The following is a 23,885-nucleotide window of genomic DNA, read 5'->3' as shown; positions in this document are numbered from 1 at the left end:
GCTGAACCGGTCGATCTTGGTTGACCCAATTATCAAGTGGACAAACGAACCCTTTGTATTCGCGTCACCCGCCGAGAGCCTTTTATATCCCGAAAATACTGTTAATCTGAACTCGGGGGACTGGGGTCAATGCAATCTGCCGATAGTTCAGAGTTAGTAACAAATGATAGTGTCGAAGCGGACAGCCCGACTATCCCGCGCATAGTCGCGGACGTAGCGTCTAGCTTCACATATGCATCCTATCAGAATGCAATTCCGGTTGTTCGATCCATCCGGCTCGACAACGACACCGCGCGCAGTCTGGGCAATTGTCGACTCGAGCTGACGTCATCGCCGTCGTTCTTGCGTCCGAAAACCTGGACCATCGACCGCCTCGTTCCCGGCGACCGCCTTCAGGTGAGCGATCGCAAGGTCGAGCTCGACGCCGGTTATCTGGCAGGCCTCAACGAGGCCGAACGGGGTGAGATCACCTTGCGGCTGTCGGCGGCGGGCGAGGTCCTCGATGAACGGCGTCTGACCGTCAGGTTGCTTGCTCGCGACGAGTGGGGTGGCGTTGCCGACATGGCGCAGCTGCTCCCGGCTTTCGTGATGCCGAATGATCCCGGCGTTGCACCGATCCTCAGGGCAGCTGCGGAACGACTTGCAGCGCACGGGCATCCGAGTGGCCTTGATGGCTACCAGTCGCAAAGCCCGCAACGGGCGTTCATGCTGACGGCTGCCATCTATTCGGCGATCGCCGGCATAGGGCTGCACTATGCCGAGCCTCCCGCGAGTTTCGAGAGCCGCGGCCAAAAGGTCAGGCGTCCGACCACTACAGCGGAGGAGCGGCTCGCTACCTGCCTGGACAGCTCGCTTCTTTTCGCCGCCGCCCTCGAGGGAGCCGGCCTCCACCCTGCTGTCCTGATGTTCGATGGACATGCCGCTGTGGGGGTCTGGCTCACTAAGCGCACCTTTTCCAACGCGGTTGAAACGGATCAGATGGAGGTCCGCAAGGCGCTGGCCTCGCGCGAGTTCATCGCTTTCGAAACCACAGGCGTCACGCACCGGCCCGCGCTGACGCTCGAGGCCGCCCAGAATACGCTTGGCGTTCGCCTTGCGGAGGAGCAAGCGCATGCCTTCGTCGCGGCCATAGACGTGCGGCGTTCGCGCAGCGGCGGCATCACGCCGCTTGCCTCGCATGAGCCGGTCCGGCGCAACGTCGCCGAGGAAGAGGCCGCGGCGGTCGCGGCTTTGCCACTTCCGGCAATGCCGGCGGTCGCCGAGATGCCGGCCGAGGCGGTGGAGATAAAACCCACCACGGCGGCGGGCCGCATCGACCGCTGGCAAAAGAAGCTGCTCGACCTGACGCTCAGGAACCGCCTTCTCAACTTCCCCGATTCGAAGAAGACGATCCCGTTCCTGTGCACCGACGTGGCTTATCTGGAGGACAGGCTGGCAAATGGCGCGGCGGTCCGCCTCATCTCCTTGCCCGAGCAGAACCCATTGGGAGAGCGCGACGCGGAACTCTACCGCGATGTTCATGGTCGCGATTTGCAGCGTAGTTACGCTGCCGAAGCACTGCTGCGGGATGAGCTCGCCTCGACACTGGATGCGCGTCAGCTTGATGCGCGATTGATCGATCTCTACCGACAGGTGCGCAACGACTTCGCGGAGGGGGGTGCAAACACGCTGTTTCTGGCAGTCGGCTTCCTGCGCTGGAAGAAGACGCCGGACGACGAACGCAGTTATCGAGCCCCGTTGTTGCTGGTGCCGGTGCGGCTTGAACGACGCAGCGCAAGCTCGCGCTTCACCATCCGCTTCCACGAGGACGAACCAAGGTTCAACGCCACGCTGCTGCAGTTCCTGGAACGGGATTTCGAACTTCGCCTGCCGCAGTTCGCCGGCGACCTGCCACTCGATGACAGTGGCATCGACGTGCCGCGCGTGCTGTCGTCGATGCGACAGGCTGTGCGCGACGTTCCTGGCATGGAGGTGATCGACGAGACCGCATTGTCGACCTTTTCCTTCGCGAAATTCCTGATGTGGAAGGACCTTGTCGAAAGGACCGACGCCCTTCGTCAAAACAGGGTCGTTCGCCACCTCATCGACACGCCGGAGCAGGCCTTCGAAAGCTCGGGCAATCAACCGGTTTTTCGCGATGAGGCAGAGATCGATCGTGTTTATGAACCTTCAAACATAATCGGCCTTCTTCCGCTGGATTCCTCGCAAACGGCAGCAAGCATGGCGGCCGCCGAGGGGCGTGATTTCGTCATCGTTGGACCCCCTGGGACGGGAAAGAGCCAGACCATCGCCAATATGATCGCCCACTGTCTGGCCGTGGGCAAGACGGTGCTGTTCGTGGCCGAAAAGACCGCGGCTCTCGATGTCGTCTATCGCCGGCTACGCGAGCATGGACTTGGCAATCACTGCATCGAGCTGCATTCCAACAAGGCCGACCGCAGGCATTTCCTCGCCCAACTCAAAGCCTCGTGGGAACAGGCAGGGCGGGCTGACGCCTCGCAATGGATCGCCGTCAACGAGCGGCTTCGCCTGCGCCGCGATGAGCTCAACGCCTATGTCGAGGCACTGCATAAGCGTTACCCGAACGGTTGGACGCCCTATCTGGCGTTGGGTATTGCTTTGAGGTCGCATGATGCTGGCGCGCCAGCATTCACCTGGCCGGCGCCTAACGGGCACGACGCGCAAACGCTGGTGAAGCTGGAGGAGCTGGCCGCACAGGTCGGCCTTGTCTTTACCTCGGTCGAACGCCAGCCGGCCCTGGACCTGGTCGACGTCGGAGAATGGAGCAGCGACTGGCAACTGAGGCTGCTCGGCGCAGCGACGTCGCTTCATTCGGCAATCGGCCAATTGACGGCATCGCTACGCGATTGCCAGTCTGGTCTCGGGCTCGTGCCCAGCGAGCCGATGTCTCATGCAGAGCTGCAGTCGCTCATCAGCCTGGCACAGGTGCTGGCTCATTCGCGCAACCGCGATATCTCGATTGCCTACGACCGGGATTTCCCGACCTTTGCCGGAGCGCTCGCAGGACTGGAGCGATCGATCGGGGATTATCGCGAGGCAGGGCGTGGCCTTTCCGCCGCCTATGATATCGCGGCCGTCCACACCGTAGACACAGACTCGCTCGAGCGCCAATGGCGCGATGCGCAAGCCTCGTTCTGGCCAAAGTCAGTTCTGGGCATGCGCAAGGTTCAGAAACGGCTCCAGGATCACGCGCAACACGGCAACGCCGACCCCGGTAAGGATATCCCCCTGCTGCGCCGGATGAAGGAGGCCTTGTCGGCCATCGACCAAAGCCCCCTGACCGGCAAGCCGTTGCCTGTCGGCGGGCTGACAACGGACGTAACAGCCGTTGCCGGCATCCTTGATCTCGCCCGCCGCCTGCGCTTGGCACTTCGAATTCCCGGACGAAGCCAGGACGAGTTTCGCACCATCGTGCGGGCCGTCGCGCCCAGTCTGCGCGGCACCCTCGAAAACGATCGCTTGCGCGAAGCGGGCGACCGCCTGCTGGCCGCCGTCAAGGATCTCGACGCGGCGCGCCTGGCATTCAACGAATCGGCTGGACGCGAAATTCCGGATCCAGCCGATGGGCCTGGCCTTGAGGCACTGCGCGCAAAGCTGATCGCCCTGGCGGACGCCCGGAACCTGCTTCGCAATTGGGCCGCCTGGTGCGGCGTCAAGGGCCAGGCAGTCCAGCATCATCTGGAAGCTCTCGTGGAGCAGATCGAGACGGGCGCAATTGCGCCCGAGCAGGCGCGTGAGGCTTTTCGTATCGGCTATGCCAGATGGTGGCTGCCCAAGGTCCTCGACAATGATGCGGTGTTGCGAAACTTCCGCAGGTTCCAGCATGAGAACGCGATCAGCGAGTTCCGCGAGATCGACGATCTGGTGCGCACGCATGCCACGCAGCGCGTGGTCAGCGCGCTTGCGCATGGACTGCCTTCGGTGCAGAGCGTCTCGCGAAACTCCGAGCTCGGGTTGCTGCGCTATCAGATGGAGCTCCAGCGACCCAGCCAATCGATCCGCGACGTGATCGGCAAGATACCGCAGAGCTTTGGCAAGCTCGCGCCCTGCATGTTGATGTCTCCGCTCTCGATTGCCCAGTATCTGCCGCCGAACCAGGCGCTGTTCGATGTGGTGATCTTCGACGAAGCCTCGCAGATCACCACATGGGACGCCGTCGGCGCCATTGCCAGGGCGCGACAGACGATCATCGTTGGCGATCCAAAGCAGCTGCCGCCGACCAATTTCTTCGGCCGCAATGAGGAAGATGAAGATATCGCCGACCATGAGAGGGACCTTGAGAGCATCCTCGACGAGGCCAGGGCTTCGGGGATTCCGGTGCGCGATCTCAGATGGCATTATCGAAGCCGAAGCGAGTCGCTCATCGCCTTCTCAAATCATCACTACTACAACAACCGGCTGGTCACGTTCCCCTCACCGGCGGTCGAGGATCGCGCGGTAAGCCTGCGCAAGGTACCCGATGGCATTTACGACCGCGGCAAGAGCCGCACCAACAAGGTCGAGGCAATGGCCGTCGTGCGCGAGGCCGTCAGCCGGATGACGCAATGGCTGGCGCTGCCCGAGAATGGGCGTCCAACGCTCGGCGTGATCACCTTCAACGCGCAACAGCAATCACTGATCCTCGACCTGCTAGATGCCGCGCGCCGGGATCATCCGGAACTCGAATGGTTCTTTGGAGAAGACCGGACCGAGCCCACGATCGTCAAGAACCTGGAGAACGTCCAGGGCGATGAAAGAGACGTGATCCTGTTCTCGATAACGTTCTACAAGGATGCATCCGGAAAGCCGCCCGCGATGGATTTTGGAGCACTGAACCGCGACGGCGGCGAGCGCCGCCTCAATGTCGCGGTGACACGAGCCCGCCAGGAACTGATCGTCTTTTCCGGCTTCACCGCCGATCAGATCGATCCGTCGCGGAGCAAGGCAATCGCGATCCAGCACTTGAAGACTTTTCTCGACTACGCCGAGCGGGGCCCGAGCGCGCTGCCGGCCCAGGACGTCGGATCGGTCGGAGGTTTCGATTCCCCGTTCGAGGAGGCGGTGGCCGAGCAACTTGGCCGGCGCGGATGGACAGTCGTCCCGCAAGTCGGGATTTCCGACTTCCGCATCGACCTGGGCATACGCCACCCCGATCTGGCTGGAGCCTATCTGGCAGGCGTCGAATGCGATGGCGCGACCTACCACAGATCGGCTACGGCAAGGGATCGCGACAAGGTCCGCGAGCAGGTGCTTACAGGGCTTGGCTGGACCATCCTTCGGGTGTGGTCGACTGACTGGTGGTTCGACGCCAAGGCTTGCGCCGAGCGGCTCCATACAAGCCTGGAAACGCTGCTGGAAGAGAGCCGAGCACGACGCTCCAGCGAGCAGAAGGAGGACCTGACGGCGCGCTGGGAAATGGGTCAGCAGGTAGAGCCGACAAGCGAGCCTATCGACCAGGCGCTGGCCCCAACTGAAGAGCCCCCGCTCCTCCCCGCCGAACCAGAGGTCGACCTGGTCTCGGCAAATGTTCCCGCAACCCCGGAGCATGCCAACTTTGCGGCGCTTTCGACGTTGGCGGTCCAGGACGGCGCCCGGCAAGGACGTTACCGGATAACGGACTTGACCAGCTTGCGCGCGGACCCTGAGCAATTCTTCGAGTTCGGCTACACCAGCACTTTGCGTGCGATGATAGAAGCCGTGATTGAAACGGAAAGTCCGTTGCGCGCCGATGTCCTTGCCCAACGTGTTGCACGCGCCCATGGCTGGCTGCGCACCGGCGGGCGCATCCGCGAGCGGATCGACCTGCATTTGCGCGGCATGGATCGCACACAGGAATCCAGCGGCGAGTTCGTCTGGAAACAGGGAGCCGTCACGGACTTCCTGCCTTATCGTCAGCCAGTCAGCGAGGGCGCCAGACGCTCGATTGCGGATATCCCCCTGGCCGAGCTGGCTTCGGTGGTGATCGACAATCCCGGACTGCTCGATATGCCCGATCCCGCACGCGACCTGGCCCACCTTCTGGGGATGGAACGCCTCGCAGCGATCTCTCGGGCGCGGCTGGACGAGGCAATCGCCAGGGCGAGACGCCAGCTTACCTAGCAACAACCAACCGGGGCTTGGACAAAACGTGGACTCAACAGCACAGGAAGATGCCGCGGCCGAACCGCCCGCGCAGGTGAAGTCGGTTGCCGCCAACATTCTTGGCCAATTCTTCGCCGAACTGGAAAAGGAAGAAGGTCTGGGTGACGTCGCAACCAGGCTTCGCAAGGTCGTGCTAGACGATGGCGTGTTTGCCGAACCGTCCATCCGCGCCGCTATTTTCCCGGATGCCTCATGATCCGGATCGACAAGATACGCATTGAGGAGTTCCGCGGCATCCGCGAGCTGACACTTAGCCTCAACGGCCAGAATTTCGCGGCCTGCGGGCCGAACGGAACCGGCAAGAGCGGCATCGTCGACGCGATTGAATTTGCCCTGACCGGCAACGTCTCGCGCCTGGCCGGCGCGGGGACTGGCGGTCTTTCGGTAAAGTCGCACGGCCCTCACGTTGACAGCCGCGGCAAACCAGAGGCGGCCGTGGTCACCCTCAACGTCACCGTCCCTGCGCTTGGCAACAAGAAGGCGCAAATTCGCCGCACGGTAAAGTCCGCAAGCTCCCCTGAGATAATCCCGGCCGACAAGGATGTTCTTGCCGCCTTCGAAAGCGTCAACCTGCATCCGGAGTTCGCGCTGTCACGCCGCGAGCTGATCCGCTACGTCCTGTCCGAACCAGGCCAGCGATCAAAGGAGGTTCAGTCCCTTCTGCGGCTAGAGGAAATCGAGAAGCTTCGGGGCGTGCTGCAGAAAATCGCCAATGCCTGCGGGCGGGAGCTTCCAGGGCTGCAGCGTGCCGAGTCAGATGCAGTCAAGGCCCTTCTTGCCGCTCTGAGTGTGAGCGAACTCAACAAGCGAACGGTCATCGAAGCGGTCAACCCGCAACGCGCGCTGCTTGGCCTCGCGCCGTTGGCTGACCTGGGCGGCGATATCTCGCTCAAAGGCGGCCTTGCCACGACTGCCACCAGTGAAACAGGCCGCGTCCCGAAGATACAAGCCACAGCAGATTTGGCTGCGCTCAAGCAAGCACTGGAAATGCTCGCCGCCAGTTCGTTCAAGGATAAGTGCGCCGCCGCCGCCGCCAGCGCCGCCGAACTCGGCAAGGACGCTCATAGCGTCGACGGATTGTCACGCGAATGGCTTCTCAAATCGGCGCTTGAACTGTATGACGGCACGGCTTGCCCGGTATGCGATACGCCCTTCGAGCCCGATGCATTTCGAGGGCATCTCGCCGAAAAGCTTGATCATCTTGAGGATCTGGGAAAACGCCGCGCCGCGCTCGAAGCCGAACTCAAGCCGGTCCTCGACGATCTGTTCAGTGCAGGCACCGCACTGACCACGATGATCGATCACGCGGGTCTTTTCTCCCCGAAGATCGACGTCGTCGCACTGAACGAATTCCGCTCGGTCCTTCGCGCGAGATACCTTCAGCTTCAAAAGCTCTTGCCGCTCGACGACACCGTCGCGGTCCTGACGGCGCCGTACGCCGTCCCGGAGCTGGGGACGGAACTGACCACGCTGGGAAAGGCGATCGCCGCAATTCCAGAACCGAGCAAGCAGGACGCGGCACGCGACTTTCTTGTTCTGGCACAAGAGCGCCTGGAGCAGCTTCGCATCGCACGGCAGAAACACGCTGCGGGCAAGCTCCGGGCTGAACGCGCTGGCAAGATCTCCAGCACCTACGCAACGGTGACGACGGCCGCGCTGGAGAAGATCTACAAGGACGTGGAGACAACCTTCGCGAGCTACTATCGCAAGATCAACGAAGATGATGAGAATACGTTCACGGCCAAACTCATGCCTTCCATAGGTAGGCTGGCTTTTGACGTGGACTTTTATGGCCGCGGACATTTCCCGCCAGGCGCCTATCACAGCGAGGGGCATCAGGATGGTATGGGGCTTTGCCTCTACCTGGCGCTCATGAACCATCTACTGGGAACGAATTTCACCTTCGCGGTCCTCGATGACGTGTTGATGTCGGTCGACGCCGGCCACCGCCGTCAGGTTTGTTCCCTGCTCAAGGAGAGATTTCCAAATACACAGTTCATCTTCACCACGCACGACGAAATCTGGTTGCGGCACATGAAGTCCGAGGGTCTCATCAAGAACCGGAACTTCGCGCATTTTAGAACCTGGACCGTCGACCTGGGTCCCGCCGAGTGGGATGATCGTGACGTTTGGGCCGAGTTGGATGAACACTTGGCGAAAAACGATGTCAGAGCGGCGGCCGCGCTGCTTCGTCACTATCTCGAGCATTTTGCCAAGGAAACTTGCGACCGCTTGCGCGCCAGTGTGGAGTTCCGCGGCGATGCTCAATTCATGCTCGGTGATCTTCTGCCGAGTGCAACCAGGGCGCTCGGCGAGCTGCTGAAGAAAGCAAAGGCGGCCGCCAGCTCCTGGAACCAGAAGGATGGCCTGGACCGCATCAATGCGATCGAAGCGATCTTTGCCGAAGCCAAAATCAAAACGGGTTACGACAACTGGCAGATCAACACGGCAGTCCACTTCAACGAATGGGCGGACCTCAACCGATCGGACTTCGCACCAGTCGTGGCTGCCTTTCGTGGATTTACGGATGCCTTTACCTGCGACAAGTGCAACGAGATCTATTTCGTTTCACCCGACAGAGGCAAGAAGGAGGCGCTGCGCTGTGGATGCGGTGCGCTGAACCTAAATCTCCTGCAGAAAAGCGCCTAGGACCAGAGGCTGTGCGGAGCCGACATCTCGCAGGGCTGACGCGTTTCCATGCGGCTGCGTCGGCCTATGGGAGGTGACCGGATTTGCGAAGCTTCGCCAGCAGGATGGTTGCCGTGCCATGATACTCGGCGTGCACATGCTCGCTCAGCGGCGAGGAACCCCAGTCAGCCAAGGTGGCGACCAGCACGGATGCGTCACCGTTCACAGCGGCGCATCTCAGTTGGCCGCTCTTATCGAGGACGACGATTGCTGCTTGCGCATCATCGTACCCTATCGCCGCTATTCTCCGAATGCTGACATCACCGTCGATCCGAACGTCAAAGAGCACCGAGCCTGCGGTTTTTTCCGCGGCATCGAGCACCCTGTCGGAAAACGGTCGTTGGATGCCATCGGCGTTGGTCAGTGATTGCTCGAAAAGAACCAGTTCAACGTGACCAGCGACCATGGTGATTAAAAGAGGTCCGCCCGGCGGGATTGGCAATAACCAAAACGGACTGGTGATGCCGTCCCGGGCAGTTATCACCAGAAACCGAGAGCCGGTACCCTCACCGGTGAGCTAAGGACGCATACAATCCGGCATTGAAACCGGCGTAACATGAGGGCGCAGCCGAAACATTCCAGCCGGCTTTCCTGCGCTTGAAGTCTGCCCCAGGGTGCCGACGATGTCGGTCATTATGATCAGCACGCGCAGCCGATGAGGACGCTGTTGTTGGTCCTGGCGGTGCTGCCATTCACGACCAGACGGGCGTTGATGCGTAGCGTCACTCTTCGGACATCCCGCGAGACGGACCTCCGCTGTTGACGCCCAATCTCTTGCTATCCCGGTAAGCATAAAACTTCAAAGGCCTGCCGCCTTCTTGCTTAGCCCAAAGGATTCGTGAATATGGGTCTTGGGGTTGTGTAGGGGATTACCATGCGTCGCGCGTGCAGTGTGGGCGTCGCTGCCTTGTTGGTGGCTGCTTCTTTGCCGGCTGTAAGCTCGGCATCATCGCTTTCCGAGTTTATCCAGATCATCCAGAACGGCCAACAAGTGGTGCGGCCGATGGGTTTCAGGCCTCCGCAGTCGAATGCATTCTGGCTCGTTGTATCGAGCCGACCTGGTGAAGAAGAGGCTATCGCCCTTGCACAGTCTTACGCACCGACCCTAGGACCAACGCTGGTCGTGCATAGCAGAAACGGGGTTTTTGCTGTAGTCGCCGGAACGCTTTATCAGGACAAAGCGAAGGCGAACCTGACGGCGCTCAAGGAATTGCACATCATCCCTCAGGACTCGTTTCTTTCACGCGGGGACGGCTTGGACGGATTGGTCTGGATGTCCTACCAGAGAGGTGCTTCGTTCGACTTTGCGACGCAGCCCAACTATCTCAGAGTTGTCCAGCGGCTCCAGGCGGCGATGTCGAGGCTTGGCCTTTATTCCGGCCCTGTCGACGGCCTGATCGGACCAACGACGGTAAAAGCTTTCCGAGTGTACCAGTCGCGTTTTGACCTGCAGACCGGGGACTTGCTTACAGAATACAGCCTCACGGAGATCGAACGTAACGCGAGCGATGGCTTCCACAGCGACCAGGAGCGAAACGACGCACGAGCTCTCGGCTACACGGATGCCCAGAGCTTCAGCGACGCGAAGGCGGGCGGTTTCACCTCTGCCAGCGCATTCGCGCAGGCCAAGAGCATGGGCTTCATGACGCAGCGCGACTACGATGCCGCCGTGTCAGGTGGCTTTCGCAACCGCGATGAATACCAAGGTGCCCAGACAGGTGGATTTGATGCCGCCAATGAGTATCGAGCCGCCCTGCAGCTTGGCATTCAAAACAGGGCCGAGTTGGTCGCCTATCGCGCGTCGGGATTCTCCGATCCCGCCGCTTACCGCGACGCCAAGCAGAAGGGTTTTTCTGACAAGGCCTCCTACGACAAGTCGGAGGCCCGGAAGTTGAAAGCCGCTAGAGCATCCGCAGCAGCGCTGCTATCCGATGCCGAAACCTTCCTGAAGTTGAACCCTCAGACAACCGACCTGGTCGAGATCGCTGGCCAGGCCGCCGCGCTGAACGCGCAAGTCCAGACCGATTCCACGGATGCCTTGAACGGTTCGGCGCTCCGACTGACCAACCTGCTCATGGCTGTGCCCGGCTACGCCGAGTTTTCGGCGTCGCGGGACAAGGAGCGTGCCGCGGCGATCGAAAAGCAGAAGGCAGAAATCTTCGCCGAGCTCCAGGCCGACCGTCAGGCGCTCAAGAACTGGATGAGCAGTCATCTAACATCCGCCAAGCTTCCCGAGGTCGTTGAGGAGGTGAAGGCACTCGATGAAATCTCCGACACGAACGATCTGGACTCGCTGACCGATGCACAAGAAGGCGTGCGGGCGATGATCGCGCGGCAGGCCCTGGCGGGTGAACTGGAGACTGCCAAGGCCACTGGGAGCCAGTCGGGAAACAGCGCGAGCCAGGAGAGCAACAGCGCAACTTATGCAGTTACCGAACTGAACAAGGCGCTCCTCCGCGGCCCGTTAGAGGGCGTGGTCATCCTCTACAATGCAGGCCCGAAGGCACCTTCTCTTCTGCGTACGATATTCGGACAGTTCTCGCTGACGAAGAACCAGGCGTGGATCTGCTTGTTCGGCCCAGAGAGGACACCTGCCTTGGACAAGGCCCTTCTCGGTGCAATCGACCCGCTGGGAGGCAAGGCAATAAACGTCAAGTCGGACTGCGGAGCGAACGATCTCGATGGCGCCGACCTCTTTCTGGTACAGCGCAAGACTTTCCTGGAGGCCCCGCCAACGCTTCAGGCGGCCTACCTCGAAGGGATGGAAGACAAGACGATCCGGGTGTTCGATCCTATCCGTTTCGAAGACATCAAGGCCGGCATGGAGTCAGACCAGACACTGGCCCTGAAGATCGCTCAGGAGGTCGCGTCAGCAACACGCGAGGGATATGGTGGCATCCTGTTGACGAGTTCGTCCGACCGAATCTGCAGCGTGGTCGACGGCAATGCCGCGGTGCACGAAGCGACGATTGGCAAGATAGCTGATTTCGCAGGTATGTCGGGAAGCACCGTCTCATATCCGTCGATCGACAAAGCCTACGAGGACGTACGGCACGAACAGTGCCGGGTACTCTACGCGTCGGCCGCCAACCTGAAAGCCACCTCTGAAGCGTTGGCGCGCGACGGCGTCCATTTTGTCTTCGCCCCGGTGTGGCTCGACCAAAGCGAAGCAGCCAGCACCGCTGCCAAACTGGATGCGGCCAAGCAGGAAACAATAAGAGCTGCGGAGGCCAAGCGCGTGGCCGCCGACGAGGAGAAGAAAATCGCTGCCCAGCGCGAGGCAGACGAGAAGAGCTCCCAATCGGCCCGCCAGTTGGATCTGCGCCAGAAAAACGGACCTGCCGCGACCGCATTGCTGAACCTGTTCTCGGATAGCCTGAAGAGGACCGTCCTGGGTACCGCAGACAAGGCCAACACCTCCTCCGGGATCAATGTGGAGACCCTGTTCCCTGATTTCGCAAGGTGGAATGCGAGCCTTTCGCAAGACAACTGGAAGGCCACCGACGTGATCTCCGCGGTGGAGGACTACGGCACCGTCAATTGGAAGGGTCGCAATCTGGACGGCATCGTCGTCAAGGCGACGGTGAAGATGGCGAGCGCGGAGCGGGGCCAGTACAAGGACGAGTGCTTCCTGTTCGGTGCCGTCGTCGACAACGAATTCCAGATGGTTCGCGACCCGTATGAGACCAAATGCAATGAAACTCAGACCTCTGCCCAGTGGGCTGTCGGCCACGAGCTCAAGAGCCTTTGGATTGCCAATTGACCTGACCTATCCCCCATCGCGATCGGAAAACTCAGGCATGATGTCGCCGGCCAGAAGCTTCTCTTTCGACAGCAGTCCCGCGTCCTCGAGCATCTCAAAATCCGGCAGCTGACGCAGCGTGTCGAGCCCGAACTGCGAAAGGAAGTTCTTGGTCGTCACATAGGGGTAAGGCGCGCCCGGCTGTGGGCTGCGCGGCCCCGAGGCGATGAGCTCCTGTGCGCGCAGCACGCCGATCAGATCGCGCGACACCTCCTTGCCGAAAAAGGAAGACGGCTCACCACGCGTGATCGGCTGGAAATAGGCAATGCACATCAGGACAAGCGCCTCCGACTGCGACAGTTTTTTTGTCCCCTAGCCCCGCCGGCGTGCCGAAGGCGGCGTTGATGGCACCGCCAAAGACCTTCCTGGTCCGGTGCTGCCAGCCGCCGGCTACTGACACCAGCTCGTAGGGGCGGCCGGCGACCTCGGCGCGGATGCCGTCGATGACCAGGTCGAGATTGCAGTTTCTTCCCACCAACCGCGCCAGCACCTCGCGCGGCACGGGTTCGCTGGCGGCAAAGATCACCGCTTCGACGCGGCCCATCCATTCGCGCCAGCGCAGTTCCGCCGGCAGGCGCTCGAGCTCGGTGTCCAGCAGCGCCGGCTGATCGTCAGGCTTGCGGCGGACAGAGGCCTGGCTCATCGCTACAGCCCAACAAGCCGGAAGCTGGTGCGGCCTGACAGCTCGCGCACGGCATCGAGCTGCTGCAGCCGCTCGAACAGCCGCCGCGCCGCGAAGCGCGACAGGTTTTTCGTCGTCAGCGATCCGACGACGGCATCTTCATTCAGCAGCAAAAAAATCACGTCGCCGGCGCCCTTGGCACGCAGCTTTGGCGCCACCGCCAGGAGTTTTTCGGCGCGACGCGACAGCTCGCTGGCCAGCCGGCAGGTCTCGGCCGCCGGTTGAACCAGCGCCACGCAAACCGCGCGCTCAAGATCTTTTTCGCCGGGTCGGATGCGCTTGCCGCCGCCGGCCTCCGCGCGGAAGGCTCGCCCAAAAACCTGCGCCATCAGGAGCGGCAGCGGTCGCGGCCAGCCCAGGGCTAGCGCCAGCACCAGGTCGGCCAGCCACCAGGCCACAAGCTCGGCATCGAGGCGAGCGGCCAGGACATCGGCGGCGATCGCGGCGGCGACAAATGGCGCCGGCGGCTGCGCCGCCGCCCGATTTTCGACCTGCCTGCTGAGGTCGCCGAGCGCCGCACTCTCCCAATGGAACCCGAGCTGGCCGAAACGATCTTTTTGAGCCGATCGGCGCTGACGGCGGGCGGGTGAATCGCCAGTCGCTGCCAAGCGGCAAAAATGGCGCCGGCGGGACCGAGATCGGCACCAGCCGGGCAAAGCTGCCAGGCGTCGCGCAGGGCGGCTTCACCCTCGGCGCGGCCGGCGAGCCGCATGCTGGCGGTGGCAGATTTGAGTGCGAGGCGCTGGCGCGCCGGCCCAGGCAGGTTGTGCGCGGGCAAGCGTGTCGAGCGAAGCCAAGGCGGCGCCGGCCTTTAAGGCGGCGCCACTGTCGCTGGACGTTGTGCCGGCGGCGGGCGCCCGGGGTGGAATGGTGGGCGGCGCGGCGGGACTGGCATTCGAGAGATCGGGGCGAATGATGATTTTCGAGGGTAAAGCGCCCGTGCGCTTTGTGCCAAGGTTTTCGCGTCAAAACGCACAGCTTGTCGGCGCGACAAAACGAATGATAATGTTGCCTTATCAGTCAGTTATTCATGCCTGCTCGCCAAAGTCTGCGTCAGTGCTCTTCGACTGGCTCCACAAACGCAGTTCGGCTTTGGTGTGGGTTTTGGATTGACGCTATGGCGTGTGAGGCGCGAAGCAGCCATTCCGCACACACACGCCAGTTGCTAGATCGCATAAAACATTTCAGGAAAGAGCCCATTCCGCATCGGCCGGCGTGACCAACCCCTGCCGAAGTCGTCTGTGAAGTTCTTGCCACGACGGGTCTGACACGAAGCCTTTCATGCTCCCACATGCCTCGGCGAAGGAAATGTCGCCGAAACGGTCGATAAGATCACTCATCCAGCCGTTCCCGCCATTTAGGAACAACTCGAACGGGTCATCATCGCACTCAATGACCCGATGTCCCCAAGCTCCGGGCGCGTCGTCCGTTGCGAGAGCCTGCAGAAGATCCGCATCCACACCCGCAACCTCAAGCGCCCGGCCGACGACATAGCGCATCAAGGGATAGTACAACGGCTGATGACTGCCTCCGAGCACGCGAACTCCGGGCAGAATGGACAAAACCAGAAACACGAGGAGGAGATTCGGAATGAGGCTTCGGTTTGCCAGCCGCTCAAGGATATCGGGGGCGGTAAAGCGTGCGACCTTCGTGCCGGTCGCCGGATGGACGAGTTCTCCCGCGGCGAGCCGCAGCGGCAGGCGCTTGCCATTCTCATAGAACCAGAAGAAGTCGGTGCCGCGCGCGAGCCAGCCACTCCAGGGGCCGGCTGCCAGCCTGTCGAGCCCCACAAGGATATTCGAAGCAAGCTTCGGGTCTTCCAGCAGCCGCGTCCGCAACCAGGAATCTTCGTCCGACAGATGGTCCGCTACAAGGTCGGCAATATCCTCGTCGTCGATCTGCAGAAAAGCGAAACGGCCTGCGAACATTTTTGGCCAAAGCACCAGATTGGCTGCCTTGATGGCATGCGCCGGCCGCTTGAATTGGGTCTTGGGTAGAAGACTGCGTAGCCGCGCGAGCGCGTCGCCCTCAACGTTTGGCTCCGTCGGCACAAGCTCAAACCCATAGGAGCCCGGCCCGGCCAGAAGGTTGTATCCCGCCATCCGGCTTCGGCTGAGGCCAAAGACGTTGACCGGCTTCCCGTCAACGGCGAGCCAGCCTGGCCCCCTGCGTGGCTTTTCAACGAGGCTCACCGTCGAAACGGCATAGGAAACGTAGGTCGAACAGCCATGCGCCGAGAGACCGAGGAGGCTGAAGATATGCGTGTAATACGCCTCCGGCTCCATGAGGAGAAGCAAATGCGGGCCTGTCTGCAACACGCGGCACCTTTCGAAATCCCTGCAGATTTCCGAGGCGGTATCGGTCGACAACCCGTTTCGTGTCGCTGCTTTCCGGATGATGTCGAGTAGTTTGGTGAGGGCTCGAAAACGGACTTCTGGCATGGACCAGGAAGTTGGGGCGTCGAACAGGCGAAACGCATAGTCGCGTATCGGCCTGGAATGATATTGGCTCATCCAGGGGTAGAGTGCCGTCAGCGACCCCAGGACTGCTTGTTTCGCATCATCTGCACCTACTGTCAGCTCTTCCACCTCACGATTCACATTTTTTCTTGCGTCTGAACGACACCGACGCTCAAACACGAAATACTGATGAGGAGCACCATTCCGAAGCTGAAGAAAAGCGTCGACGGAAATGCTCGATCTCCCACTGCGGCGGCGATGCCGAAGACAAGTAATCCGAGCACCATGGCCACACTATGCATAATGCCTTTGGCCCGGCCCAACAGATAAACAGATACACGCGACTGCAATGTGACTTCAACGCTAACGCGTCCAAGATTGTATAGAAACCCGTGCGCAGCAAAAAGGACCACTATCCAGGGCGTGCGCAGATATGCCAGCGCCATGAGTACCAGCGCCGTTAAGCCCAAAAGCATGAGATGCCGCGCGTGGGTACTCATCGCTCTTTCAATCCGGGACAGAGAGACCGCGCCGATCAGTGAGCCCGCCGACCATGCAGCCTCGAGGTAGCCGAAATCCACGGCAGAACCCTTCTGCTCCTGGAAGACGAAGCTAGATCCCATGACGCTGACAAGCACGGCGCTTGCATAGAGAAGCGCATAGACGACGATGAGACGACGCAGGCTCGGATCGATTTGTGCTGCAGAGATTTTGGCGATGCGGACATCGCGCGAAACCGGTTCCAGCCGCATCAAGGCAAGGCAGCCCGCTGAAAACAGGAAGAAAGCAGCAAGAACGGTGAATGGCAGGGCTGGGGAGCGCTCATGCAGCAAAGGCCCTGCAAGCAGAGCTGCGCCGAGATTGCCGAACTGCATGACGAAGAAGACGGCGGAATTCGAGGCTACAAGATCGCGGCCGTCAGCTATCACGGGGATCATTGATTGGGAGCTCGTGAGCGCGACACGATCGCAAAACGAAAAGAGGGCCGCTGACAGACAGATGATCAGAAACACGTCCATGTAGAGAAGCGCGCAAGCGGTAGCCAGCATAACGACGAAGCGGCCGAGGTCTGCCGCAACGTTCAAGCGTCGCCTGTCAAATCGATCGACCGCCACTCCGGCCAGGGGGCTTGCGATGAATTCGACAATGCTTGCGACCGCAAGGAACGTCGCCACTCCGGCGGTTCCGTATCCTCGCTCGGCGAGAATCCAGGCGGATGCGATGTAGTAGCCGTTTCGGGCAACAGCCGCCGATAGCGTGCTGGCCAGGAATCCCAGGCAGGGATTGGACCGGTCGGCCCGTCCTTTGCCATGAAGAATTCGAACCAGGTTTGACATGAGCGGCGTATCCGGGCTGACCGCCGATGGATAGCTTCTTCCGCCAAGGCTGCTTTACCGGGATGTCGCGGTTTTCAGATAGTTGCTGAAATCGACAGGCGGCGGCCTAGATTCTGCACTTACGACGAAATTCCGTGGGGCACGCGCCGAAGGCACGCTTAAAGGCGGTCGTGAAATGGCTCGAGTTTGCGAAACCACATTCCATCGCGATTTCCGTCGCCGACAAATTGGTCGATCGCAGCATGTCCGCCGATTGCTCAAGTCGGCGCTGCGGTCGCGGTCGAGTAGCTCAGCCATTCGGCTTTCGCCCTCACAGATCCGGGCGGGCGGATTTCCCGCACCCGGCTCTTCCCGAGAGTAACCCGCGTCATATCCTTGCCTGCGCCCAAGTGCGAGTGATGCGGGGATTGGGCAGGGGGAAGCGTGCCGTCAGGGTCTCGAACTCCAACCAGCCCATGCGCCGGCTTTTCTGGCTGCGCTGTCTCAGACAGCGCAGCCATATTCGACGCACTTCCCGGTAGAACCCGTTGAGCGCAGGGTAGTTGTGCGGCCTGCCGTAGTAGCCGTAGTGTCCACGCAGGACCGCGGCGAACCACTCGTGCTGCGTGGCCAGTGGCGCGTGCATGAACCGCCAAGCCTCCTTCCGCAACGCCGTCAGCTTGCGCGTCAGGCGTTTCCCTTCCGTTTTGTGCTTCACGATGAACCGGCCGTCCCGGGTCCGCCCACAATAGTGGATGAAGCCCAGAAAGGCGAAGGTCTCGGGCCGCCGCTCGCCACGCCGCTGCCGGGAGAGGGCCGCGAACCGGCCAAACTCGATCAGCCGCGTCTTGCCGTCATGGAGCGTCAGACCAAAGCTGGCCAGCCGCGTCCTGAGGGCCAGCAGCATCTCCTCTGCATCTGCCTTCTTCTCAAAGCCCATGACGAAGTCGTCAGCGTAGCGCACGATCACAACGCAACCGCGCGCATGGCGACGACGCCATAGCTGAGCCCAGAGATCGAGGACGTAGTGGAGGAAGATGTTGGCGAGGAGCGGGCTGATGCCCGCCCCCTGCGGGGTACCCCTGTCCGTCTCTTGCTTTTCGCCGCTCTCAAAGACGCCGGCCCGCAGCCACAGCCCGATGAGCCGTAGGATACGAGGATCAGCGATCCTATGCGCCACCATCCGCAGCAGCCACTCGTGGTCGACCGAGTCGAAGAAGCTGCGAATGTCGGCATCGAGCACCCAGTTCACGCGCTGGCTCATGATCGCCGTGTGCAATGCATCAAGCGCCATGTGCGGGTTCCGCCCCGGCCGAAAGCCATAGGAGAACCCGCAGAAGTCGGCCTCATAGACAGCGCTCAGCACCTCGGCGACCGCGCCTTGGACGATCTTGTCTTCCAGCGCCGGCACCCCGAGTGGCCGCTTACCGCCATCGGCTTTGGGAATATAGACCCGTCGCACCGGCTGCGGCCGGTAACGTCCGGCGTGGACCCGTTCGCAGAGATCGCGGAGGTTATCCTCCAGCCTCTCTTCGTACCTCGCCACTGTCATCCCATCGACCCCAGCACTCGCCTGCCGCTTCTGTCGCCGAAACGCCCGATATAGGGCGGCCTCATCGACGTGATGCAGCAGGGAGGTGAACCGGGTTTGGGCAGCCTGTCTGGCCGCCGCGTTCACCCGCTCAAGGTGCGGCGGCAAGGCAACCCGGCTCTGCGTCCGGACCCTGGCCTCCTCGCGCAGGTTCCCCTCGGGCTGGCCCCTTCCCTCCACGCGTCTCGTTTCCTTTGACGGTTTCATCAGTACTATGAACCAGTCCGACTCCCGACCTCAGCTCGGACGGCAGCTCCGGCAGTGCCTTGCTGCTGCCCCCCACTGGAGACCAATCCAGCGGACCCGGTCGGGCCTCTCATGTTCCGATGATTACCTTCCATGCGTGATCCGGCCTTCGACCCCGACGGAGCGACATCGTCTCGCATAACGACGATGCTCATGCTGCCTTCGTGTTTAGGGAACACACTCGGCCTCCGCGAACTTCCACCTTTCGAGGCTCAATCCCGCACCCCGCATGGCTCCTGTCTACACTTCAGACCCCGCGTTACCACGACGCCCGCAAGACTCGGTCCCGGCTTGCCCGCTACGGTTTTGGCCGGATGGGACTTGCACCCACAAGCAATCATCAGCTTGGCATGACGTACTCCCCACAGGTGGTGTAGCTGGGCGGTGGCGAAGCCGCTCGCGAGCGCGCCCTCAACAGCGCTGTAGCGAGCGAGCGGCGATAGCAGCGGTCATCGATGTTCCCCGGTAGGGTCGGGTTGCTGACACCAACCTGATTCGAAGGAACCACCGATGACCGACGACATGATGAACCTGCGCACGCTCGTGGAGAAGACCCCCGACGCCGATATCTTGCGCGAGATGATCGGCTTTGCCGCCGAGCGGCTGATGGAGCTGGAGGTGGGTGCCGCCACCGGCGCCGGCTATGGCGAGAAGAGCGCGCTGCGGATCGCCCAGCGCAATGGCTACCGCGACAGGGACTGGGAGACGCGGGCCGGAACGGTGGAGCTGCGCATCCCCAAGCTGAGGAAGGGCTCCTACTTCCCCTCGTTCCTGGAGCCGCGCCGCATGGCTGAGAAGGCGCTGACGGCCGTCATCCAGGAAGCTTACGTCCAAGGTATCTCGACCCGCTCGGTCGATGATCTGGTCAAGGCGATGGGCATGAGCGGCATTTCCAAGAGCCAGGTGTCGCGGCTGTGCGAGGAAATCGACGGCAAGGTCAAGGCCTTCCTCGAGCGGCCGATCGAGGGCGACTGGCCATACCTATGGATTGATGCCACCTACCTGAAGGTGCGCCGCGGCGGCCGCATCGTCTCGGTCGCCGTCATCATCGCCGTCGGCGTCAACACCGACGGCCGCCGCGAGGTGCTGGGCATGGAGGTTGGCACCTCCGAGGCCGAACCGATCTGGACGGAGTTCCTGCGCAAGCTCACCCGGCGCGGCCTGCGCGGGGTCAAGCTCGTCGTCTCCGACGCCCATGAGGGCATCAAGGCAGCGGTCACGAAGGTGCTCTCAGCCACCTGGCAGCGCTGCCGGGTCCACTTCATGAGGAACGTGCTGGCGCATGCCGGCAAGAGCGGCCGCCGCGTCGTCTCGGCCTTCATCGCCACCGCCTTCGCGCAGGAGACGGCCGAAGCCGCAAGCGTGCAATGGCGCGCCGTGGCCGACCAGATCCGGCCCAAGGTGCCGAAGCTCGCCACCATCATGGACGAGGCCGAGCACGACGTGCTCGCCTACATGACTTTCCCGAAAGAGCACCGCGTCAAGCTTCACAGCATCAACCCGATCGAGCGTCTCAACGGCGAGATCAAGCGCAGGACCGAGGTCGTCGGCATATTCCCCAATGATGACGCCATCGTCCGTCTCGTTGGCGCGTTGCTGCTCGAGCAGAACGACGAATGGGCCGTGCAGCGCGCCAGATACATGACGCTGGAAACCATCAGCCAGATGAGCGATGATCCGCTCATCAGCCTGCCCGCAGTGGCGCGCTGATCATTCCGGCCCATGCCGGAGAGCACGGCGACCAATGCCGTCAGCTACACCACGCCAGTGGGCACGATCGGCGCTGCGCAATGAATGCGTGCGGCGTCATGCCTGTCGACTGCTTGAAGGCCCTCCAGAAATGGAACCGGCTGACACCAACCTCCTTTGCCAAAGCGGCCAAGGTGGGTCTGCCGTCCGGCGAGGCCTCGATCATTCCTATTACCCGCTTGAGGTCGAACGACGACAGACCGCCTTTTGCCTGTTCACGATAGACGCCGCTCAACCTGACCATCTGCGCGAGCAATTGCGTCGCTAGGCTCTCCACCATCGTTGCGCTGATAGGATCGGGCTGCTTGAGTTCGATGGCGATCCTCTGCAGCGCCATCTCCGCGACGCTGTCTCGAAATCCGATCGACGGCGGCAGGTCAGTTGGACGACGACCCACCACCATTCCCCCAAATACCTCGTCAGCGAAGCCCTGTTCGATCGAAACGAGCAGGTAGGCGGCGTTCGCGTCGCCCTCATCCCAGCCAGTCCAATCCTTGCCTCCAGGCATATAGATTATCGAGCCGGCACGCCGCGGCTGGAAGGATATCCGGCGCCCATCGACGAAGTCTTCCCCGTTGCGCGCGACACCCTTTAGGTTCAACAAGAACACAGGCCCTGGAAAGGCAATCCTTGTTTCCTGACGCTCCAGCCCAGTCCTTTTGATCAAGTCCGCCCGCACTTGCCCCCAGCCCTCACACTGGTGAGCGAGCGTCTGGTGCTGTGATGGACGAATCTTGTTGGGGTCGAGGCAAGAGTATCCGCGAATCGAAGCAGCCTCCCATAGCGACCAGCTGGTTCCACTGTGTTTGCCTAACCACCGGTTGCCGAACAAATAAAAAATAACTGGGAGTTGGTGGAAGATGTGACTTTAGTAAAAATATAGCAATTGAATGAAAGCCGCACGCGCCACGCAGCCCTACCAGTGTCGTCAGCCAGTACTTGAGCCAATCGAAATATTAGACAACTCTTATTTTAGTGGCAGATCCCCATCGAGTTCTTGGCGTCTCACCAATGGAAGGGTGTGGGAGGCATACTGCGATGCGAGGTCTAAAGGATTTTCTGGCCGAATGCGATCATGGCCCGCGGATCAACGGACTTGCCGGCTTCTTCGCGGCGACCGCCGCAGGAAAGAGCGGGATGCCGATCCGCAAGCCCGTGGCCGATGCCCGACTTCTGCCGAGCGATGAACTCCTGCGCGATCTGGTCGCGCTGCACGCGACCCGCCAAGGTTTTTTTGACCAGCACTATCACGGCAGCATCCCCTACCGATTGGAAGAGGAATGCCGGATGGCCCATGCGGTGCTGAAATACGCACGGCATCGTAGCGCTCCGCTTTCGCTGTACAGCCTTGGAACGGCGGAAGGCACGATGGCGAGAACGTTGTCCGAACTGTCCGAGGGACAGATACGCACACTGTCGTGCAGTCCGAACGCGGAGAATTACACAAGTTTCATGGCCTATGGCGAACCGCCGCACGCCGATTTCTTCATTGGCCCCTTCCATAAATTGACCAAGGACGTCCTGACTTCAGGTCCGCGACTGGCAGATTTCGCCCACGGGTTCGATATTATTCTCGAAGATACGACCTTTCAGATGTACTCGCCAAACCGAGCAAGCCAGATCGAGTTCGTGACCCAGCACCTCAAGCAGGACGGAATCTTCGTCTTCGTCGAGAAGTTCCGGGCAGCCGAGGAGCCCGATTACAGGCGTCGCGAATACCAGAAGGATTTCGGCTTCAAGGCGCGCTATTTTCCCCCGGACGAAATCGAGAAGAAGCAGAACCTCGTTTTGAATACGATGTTCGGCAATGAGGTTACTTTGGCAGAGATGGCTGACGCCATACGCGCGCATTTCAGCTACTGCGCCTTGACCTGGAACAGCGGAAATTTCTGCAGCCTCGCGGCGAGCAATAGCGAGGAAAACCTGAACCGTTACCTTTCCCAGATGGCCACTCCGGCCATTCCGCACGAGTACGTCTACGAAACCAGCTTGTATCCGACCCTGCCGGTTAGCGTCGTCGCGCAGGAATGATGATGAGAGGCGGTCCCAGCGTTCCCACGTGACGGGACATCTCGATCTTTTGTAGAGGTTTCAGTGCATCGGTCATGTTTGATATTGAACGTCATCAATGCGGAAACTCTGCTTGGCAGATGCGCCGTGGCCCAAGCCTTTTCGACGCTGACGAACATGACCGCCAAGAGCGGCGTTCGCGTCGGCCCGGCTGCATTGCGTCCTCATGCAGAACGATATCCGCGAGGCTCCTGAGCCTTGAGACAGGTCAACAATACGTTGCGCCGTCTGGACCATGTCTTCGCGGCCGTCGACCACGGTAGCCTCAGGCAGGCCGCAAGAGTTCTCAGAGTGAGGGAATCCTGTGTCAGCCGCAACATCGTTGCTCTCGAGCAATTGCTGGACATGCAGTTGTTTGATCGCGACGTTCATGGTGTTCGGCTGACCGAAGCAGGCCGGGCCTGGACTGACCTCGTCCGGGCCCATTATGAAGGCTTGCGAGATGCCCTGGCCGGAGTTGGTCGTGGCGACCAGGATGCCAAAACAGTCAAGATAGGGTTGTGCGGCCAGATAGGCCGGGCGTTCGTGGCGCGCCTTGTCGATCGATTTTGCAGCTTACATCCGGACGTGAGCATCGCCATCGAGGACGTTCCCCAAGAACAGTGTCTGGCGGCAATACGTCGCCGGCGCCTCGATATCGTCTTCACGCACGGGCTCGAGAACGGCGCCTTATGCCGAAGCGAGCTATTTGGGCACGAGCGCTTGTTCGTTCTCCTGCCCGGTGGCCATCCGCTCGCTGAAAGGCCGGCAGTCAGATGGAGCGATCTTGCAGATACATGTCTCCTGCTTTCGGTCGGATCGGCGCAGGATCCGGTTTTGCTGGAAAAGATTGCCGCGGATGGTGGCCCCGCTATTCAAATATGTCGCGCGAGCGAAGGTACGGTCATCCTCAAGATACAACTCGGTCAAGGCGTGACTCTGGCAGGCGAAGGTTTTGCCAGGACAGTCGCCATCGACGCTACGGTGTGGAAACCCATCGACGGTCAGAACAGCATCACTTCGATCAAGGCAGTGTGGCTGGAATCAAACCCCAAGCGTACGCTTTTGCGGCTGGTTGGGACTGCAAGAAACATGGTGACACGCGACTTGAGCCTACCCCCGTCAAGCGCGAAACCTGAAATCACGCCATGAACGGGAGGCG

Annotated in this window: 13 protein-coding genes and 3 pseudogenes; 8 read left to right on the top strand and 8 right to left on the bottom strand. The window is 61.2% G+C overall.

The genetic code is table 11. From position 1 onward, the window contains the following. The first annotated feature begins 129 nt into the window (after nt 1–129). The 3 genes from DPM33_RS20850 (at nt 130) to DPM33_RS20840 (ending at nt 8,790) form a co-directional block, all read left to right on the top strand. Nucleotides 130–6,099: a DUF3320 domain-containing protein gene (locus DPM33_RS20850; protein ID WP_112099322.1), complete on the top strand. Its 5,970-nt coding sequence runs from the start codon at nt 130–132 to the stop codon at nt 6,097–6,099. A 76-nt stretch (nt 6,100–6,175) separates the two neighbouring features. Continuing rightward, nucleotides 6,176–6,337 (top strand): hypothetical protein, encoded by a 162-nt coding sequence (locus tag DPM33_RS20845; RefSeq protein WP_245442293.1) that lies wholly within the window; start codon nt 6,176–6,178, stop codon nt 6,335–6,337. Then, entirely contained in the window at nt 6,334–8,790 is a 2,457-nt protein-coding gene (locus DPM33_RS20840) for an ATP-binding protein (RefSeq protein ID WP_112099320.1), read from the top strand. The genes DPM33_RS20845 and DPM33_RS20840 overlap by 4 nt, the downstream gene beginning before the upstream one ends. Before the next feature lie 64 nt (nt 8,791–8,854). On the opposite strand, the gene DPM33_RS20835 is transcribed toward DPM33_RS20840, so the two are convergent. Then, nucleotides 8,855–9,235, bottom strand: a complete 381-nt coding sequence (locus tag DPM33_RS20835; RefSeq protein ID WP_112099319.1) for a hypothetical protein — start codon at nt 9,233–9,235, stop codon at nt 8,855–8,857. A 468-nt stretch (nt 9,236–9,703) separates the two neighbouring features. On the opposite strand from DPM33_RS20835, the gene DPM33_RS20830 reads away from it, so the two are divergent. Then, nucleotides 9,704–12,592 carry a peptidoglycan-binding domain-containing protein gene (locus DPM33_RS20830; RefSeq protein WP_112099318.1) on the top strand — a complete coding sequence of 963 codons (2,889 nt, stop codon included), beginning with the start codon at nt 9,704–9,706 and terminating at the stop codon, nt 12,590–12,592. Between the two features lie 6 nt (nt 12,593–12,598). Here the strand turns inward: DPM33_RS20830 and scpB are convergent. Next, nucleotides 12,599–13,274 (bottom strand): annotated as a pseudogene (gene scpB, locus DPM33_RS20825) (SMC-Scp complex subunit ScpB). Between the two features lie 2 nt (nt 13,275–13,276). Then, nucleotides 13,277–14,182, bottom strand: a pseudogene (locus DPM33_RS20820) (DUF1403 family protein). Here DPM33_RS20820 and DPM33_RS37050 point away from each other — a divergent pair. Further along, nucleotides 14,094–14,426, top strand: coding sequence for a hypothetical protein (locus DPM33_RS37050; RefSeq protein ID WP_245442292.1), 333 nt, complete (start codon nt 14,094–14,096; stop codon nt 14,424–14,426). The pseudogene DPM33_RS20820 and the gene DPM33_RS37050 overlap by 89 nt on opposite strands. Nucleotides 14,427–14,497: 71 nt before the next feature. Here the strand turns inward: DPM33_RS37050 and DPM33_RS20815 are convergent, their stop codons facing one another. From DPM33_RS20815 to ltrA, 4 genes and pseudogenes are all read right to left on the bottom strand, one after another. Next, nucleotides 14,498–15,901, bottom strand: a complete 1,404-nt coding sequence (locus DPM33_RS20815) for a hypothetical protein (RefSeq protein WP_146770296.1) — start codon at nt 15,899–15,901, stop codon at nt 14,498–14,500. Nucleotides 15,902–15,909: 8 nt separating this feature from the next. After that, nucleotides 15,910–17,109, bottom strand: a complete 1,200-nt coding sequence (locus DPM33_RS20810) for an MFS transporter (RefSeq protein WP_112099316.1) — start codon at nt 17,107–17,109, stop codon at nt 15,910–15,912. 106 nt (nt 17,110–17,215) lie between these two features. After that, nucleotides 17,216–17,368, bottom strand: a pseudogene (locus tag DPM33_RS20805) (helix-turn-helix domain-containing protein); the annotation flags it as partial. A 108-nt stretch (nt 17,369–17,476) separates the two neighbouring features. After that, nucleotides 17,477–18,886 (bottom strand): group II intron reverse transcriptase/maturase, encoded by a 1,410-nt coding sequence (gene ltrA, locus DPM33_RS20800; protein ID WP_112099315.1) that lies wholly within the window; start codon nt 18,884–18,886, stop codon nt 17,477–17,479. A 549-nt stretch (nt 18,887–19,435) separates the two neighbouring features. Between ltrA and DPM33_RS20795 the strand changes: the two genes are divergently transcribed. After that, the gene (locus tag DPM33_RS20795) at nt 19,436–20,635 is read left to right on the top strand and encodes an IS256 family transposase (protein ID WP_112099314.1); all 1,200 of its coding nucleotides are present in this window, start codon (nt 19,436–19,438) and stop codon (nt 20,633–20,635) included. 40 nt (nt 20,636–20,675) lie between these two features. Here the strand turns inward: DPM33_RS20795 and DPM33_RS20790 are convergent, their stop codons facing one another. Then, entirely contained in the window at nt 20,676–21,278 is a 603-nt protein-coding gene (locus tag DPM33_RS20790; RefSeq protein ID WP_245442290.1) for an AraC family transcriptional regulator, read from the bottom strand. Nucleotides 21,279–21,712: 434 nt separating this feature from the next. Here DPM33_RS20790 and DPM33_RS20785 point away from each other — a divergent pair, with 434 nt between their 5' ends. After that, nucleotides 21,713–22,705 (top strand): class I SAM-dependent methyltransferase, encoded by a 993-nt coding sequence (locus DPM33_RS20785; RefSeq protein ID WP_112099313.1) that lies wholly within the window; start codon nt 21,713–21,715, stop codon nt 22,703–22,705. 237 nt (nt 22,706–22,942) lie between these two features. Continuing rightward, nucleotides 22,943–23,875 (top strand): LysR family transcriptional regulator, encoded by a 933-nt coding sequence (locus DPM33_RS20780; RefSeq protein WP_112099312.1) that lies wholly within the window; start codon nt 22,943–22,945, stop codon nt 23,873–23,875. The last annotated feature ends 10 nt before the right edge of the window (nt 23,876–23,885 follow it).

The sequence above is a fragment of the Mesorhizobium hawassense genome, assembly GCF_003289945.1.
Lineage (GTDB): Bacteria > Pseudomonadota > Alphaproteobacteria > Rhizobiales > Rhizobiaceae > Mesorhizobium > Mesorhizobium hawassense.
This window is presented reverse-complemented; position numbering and strand designations above follow the sequence as displayed.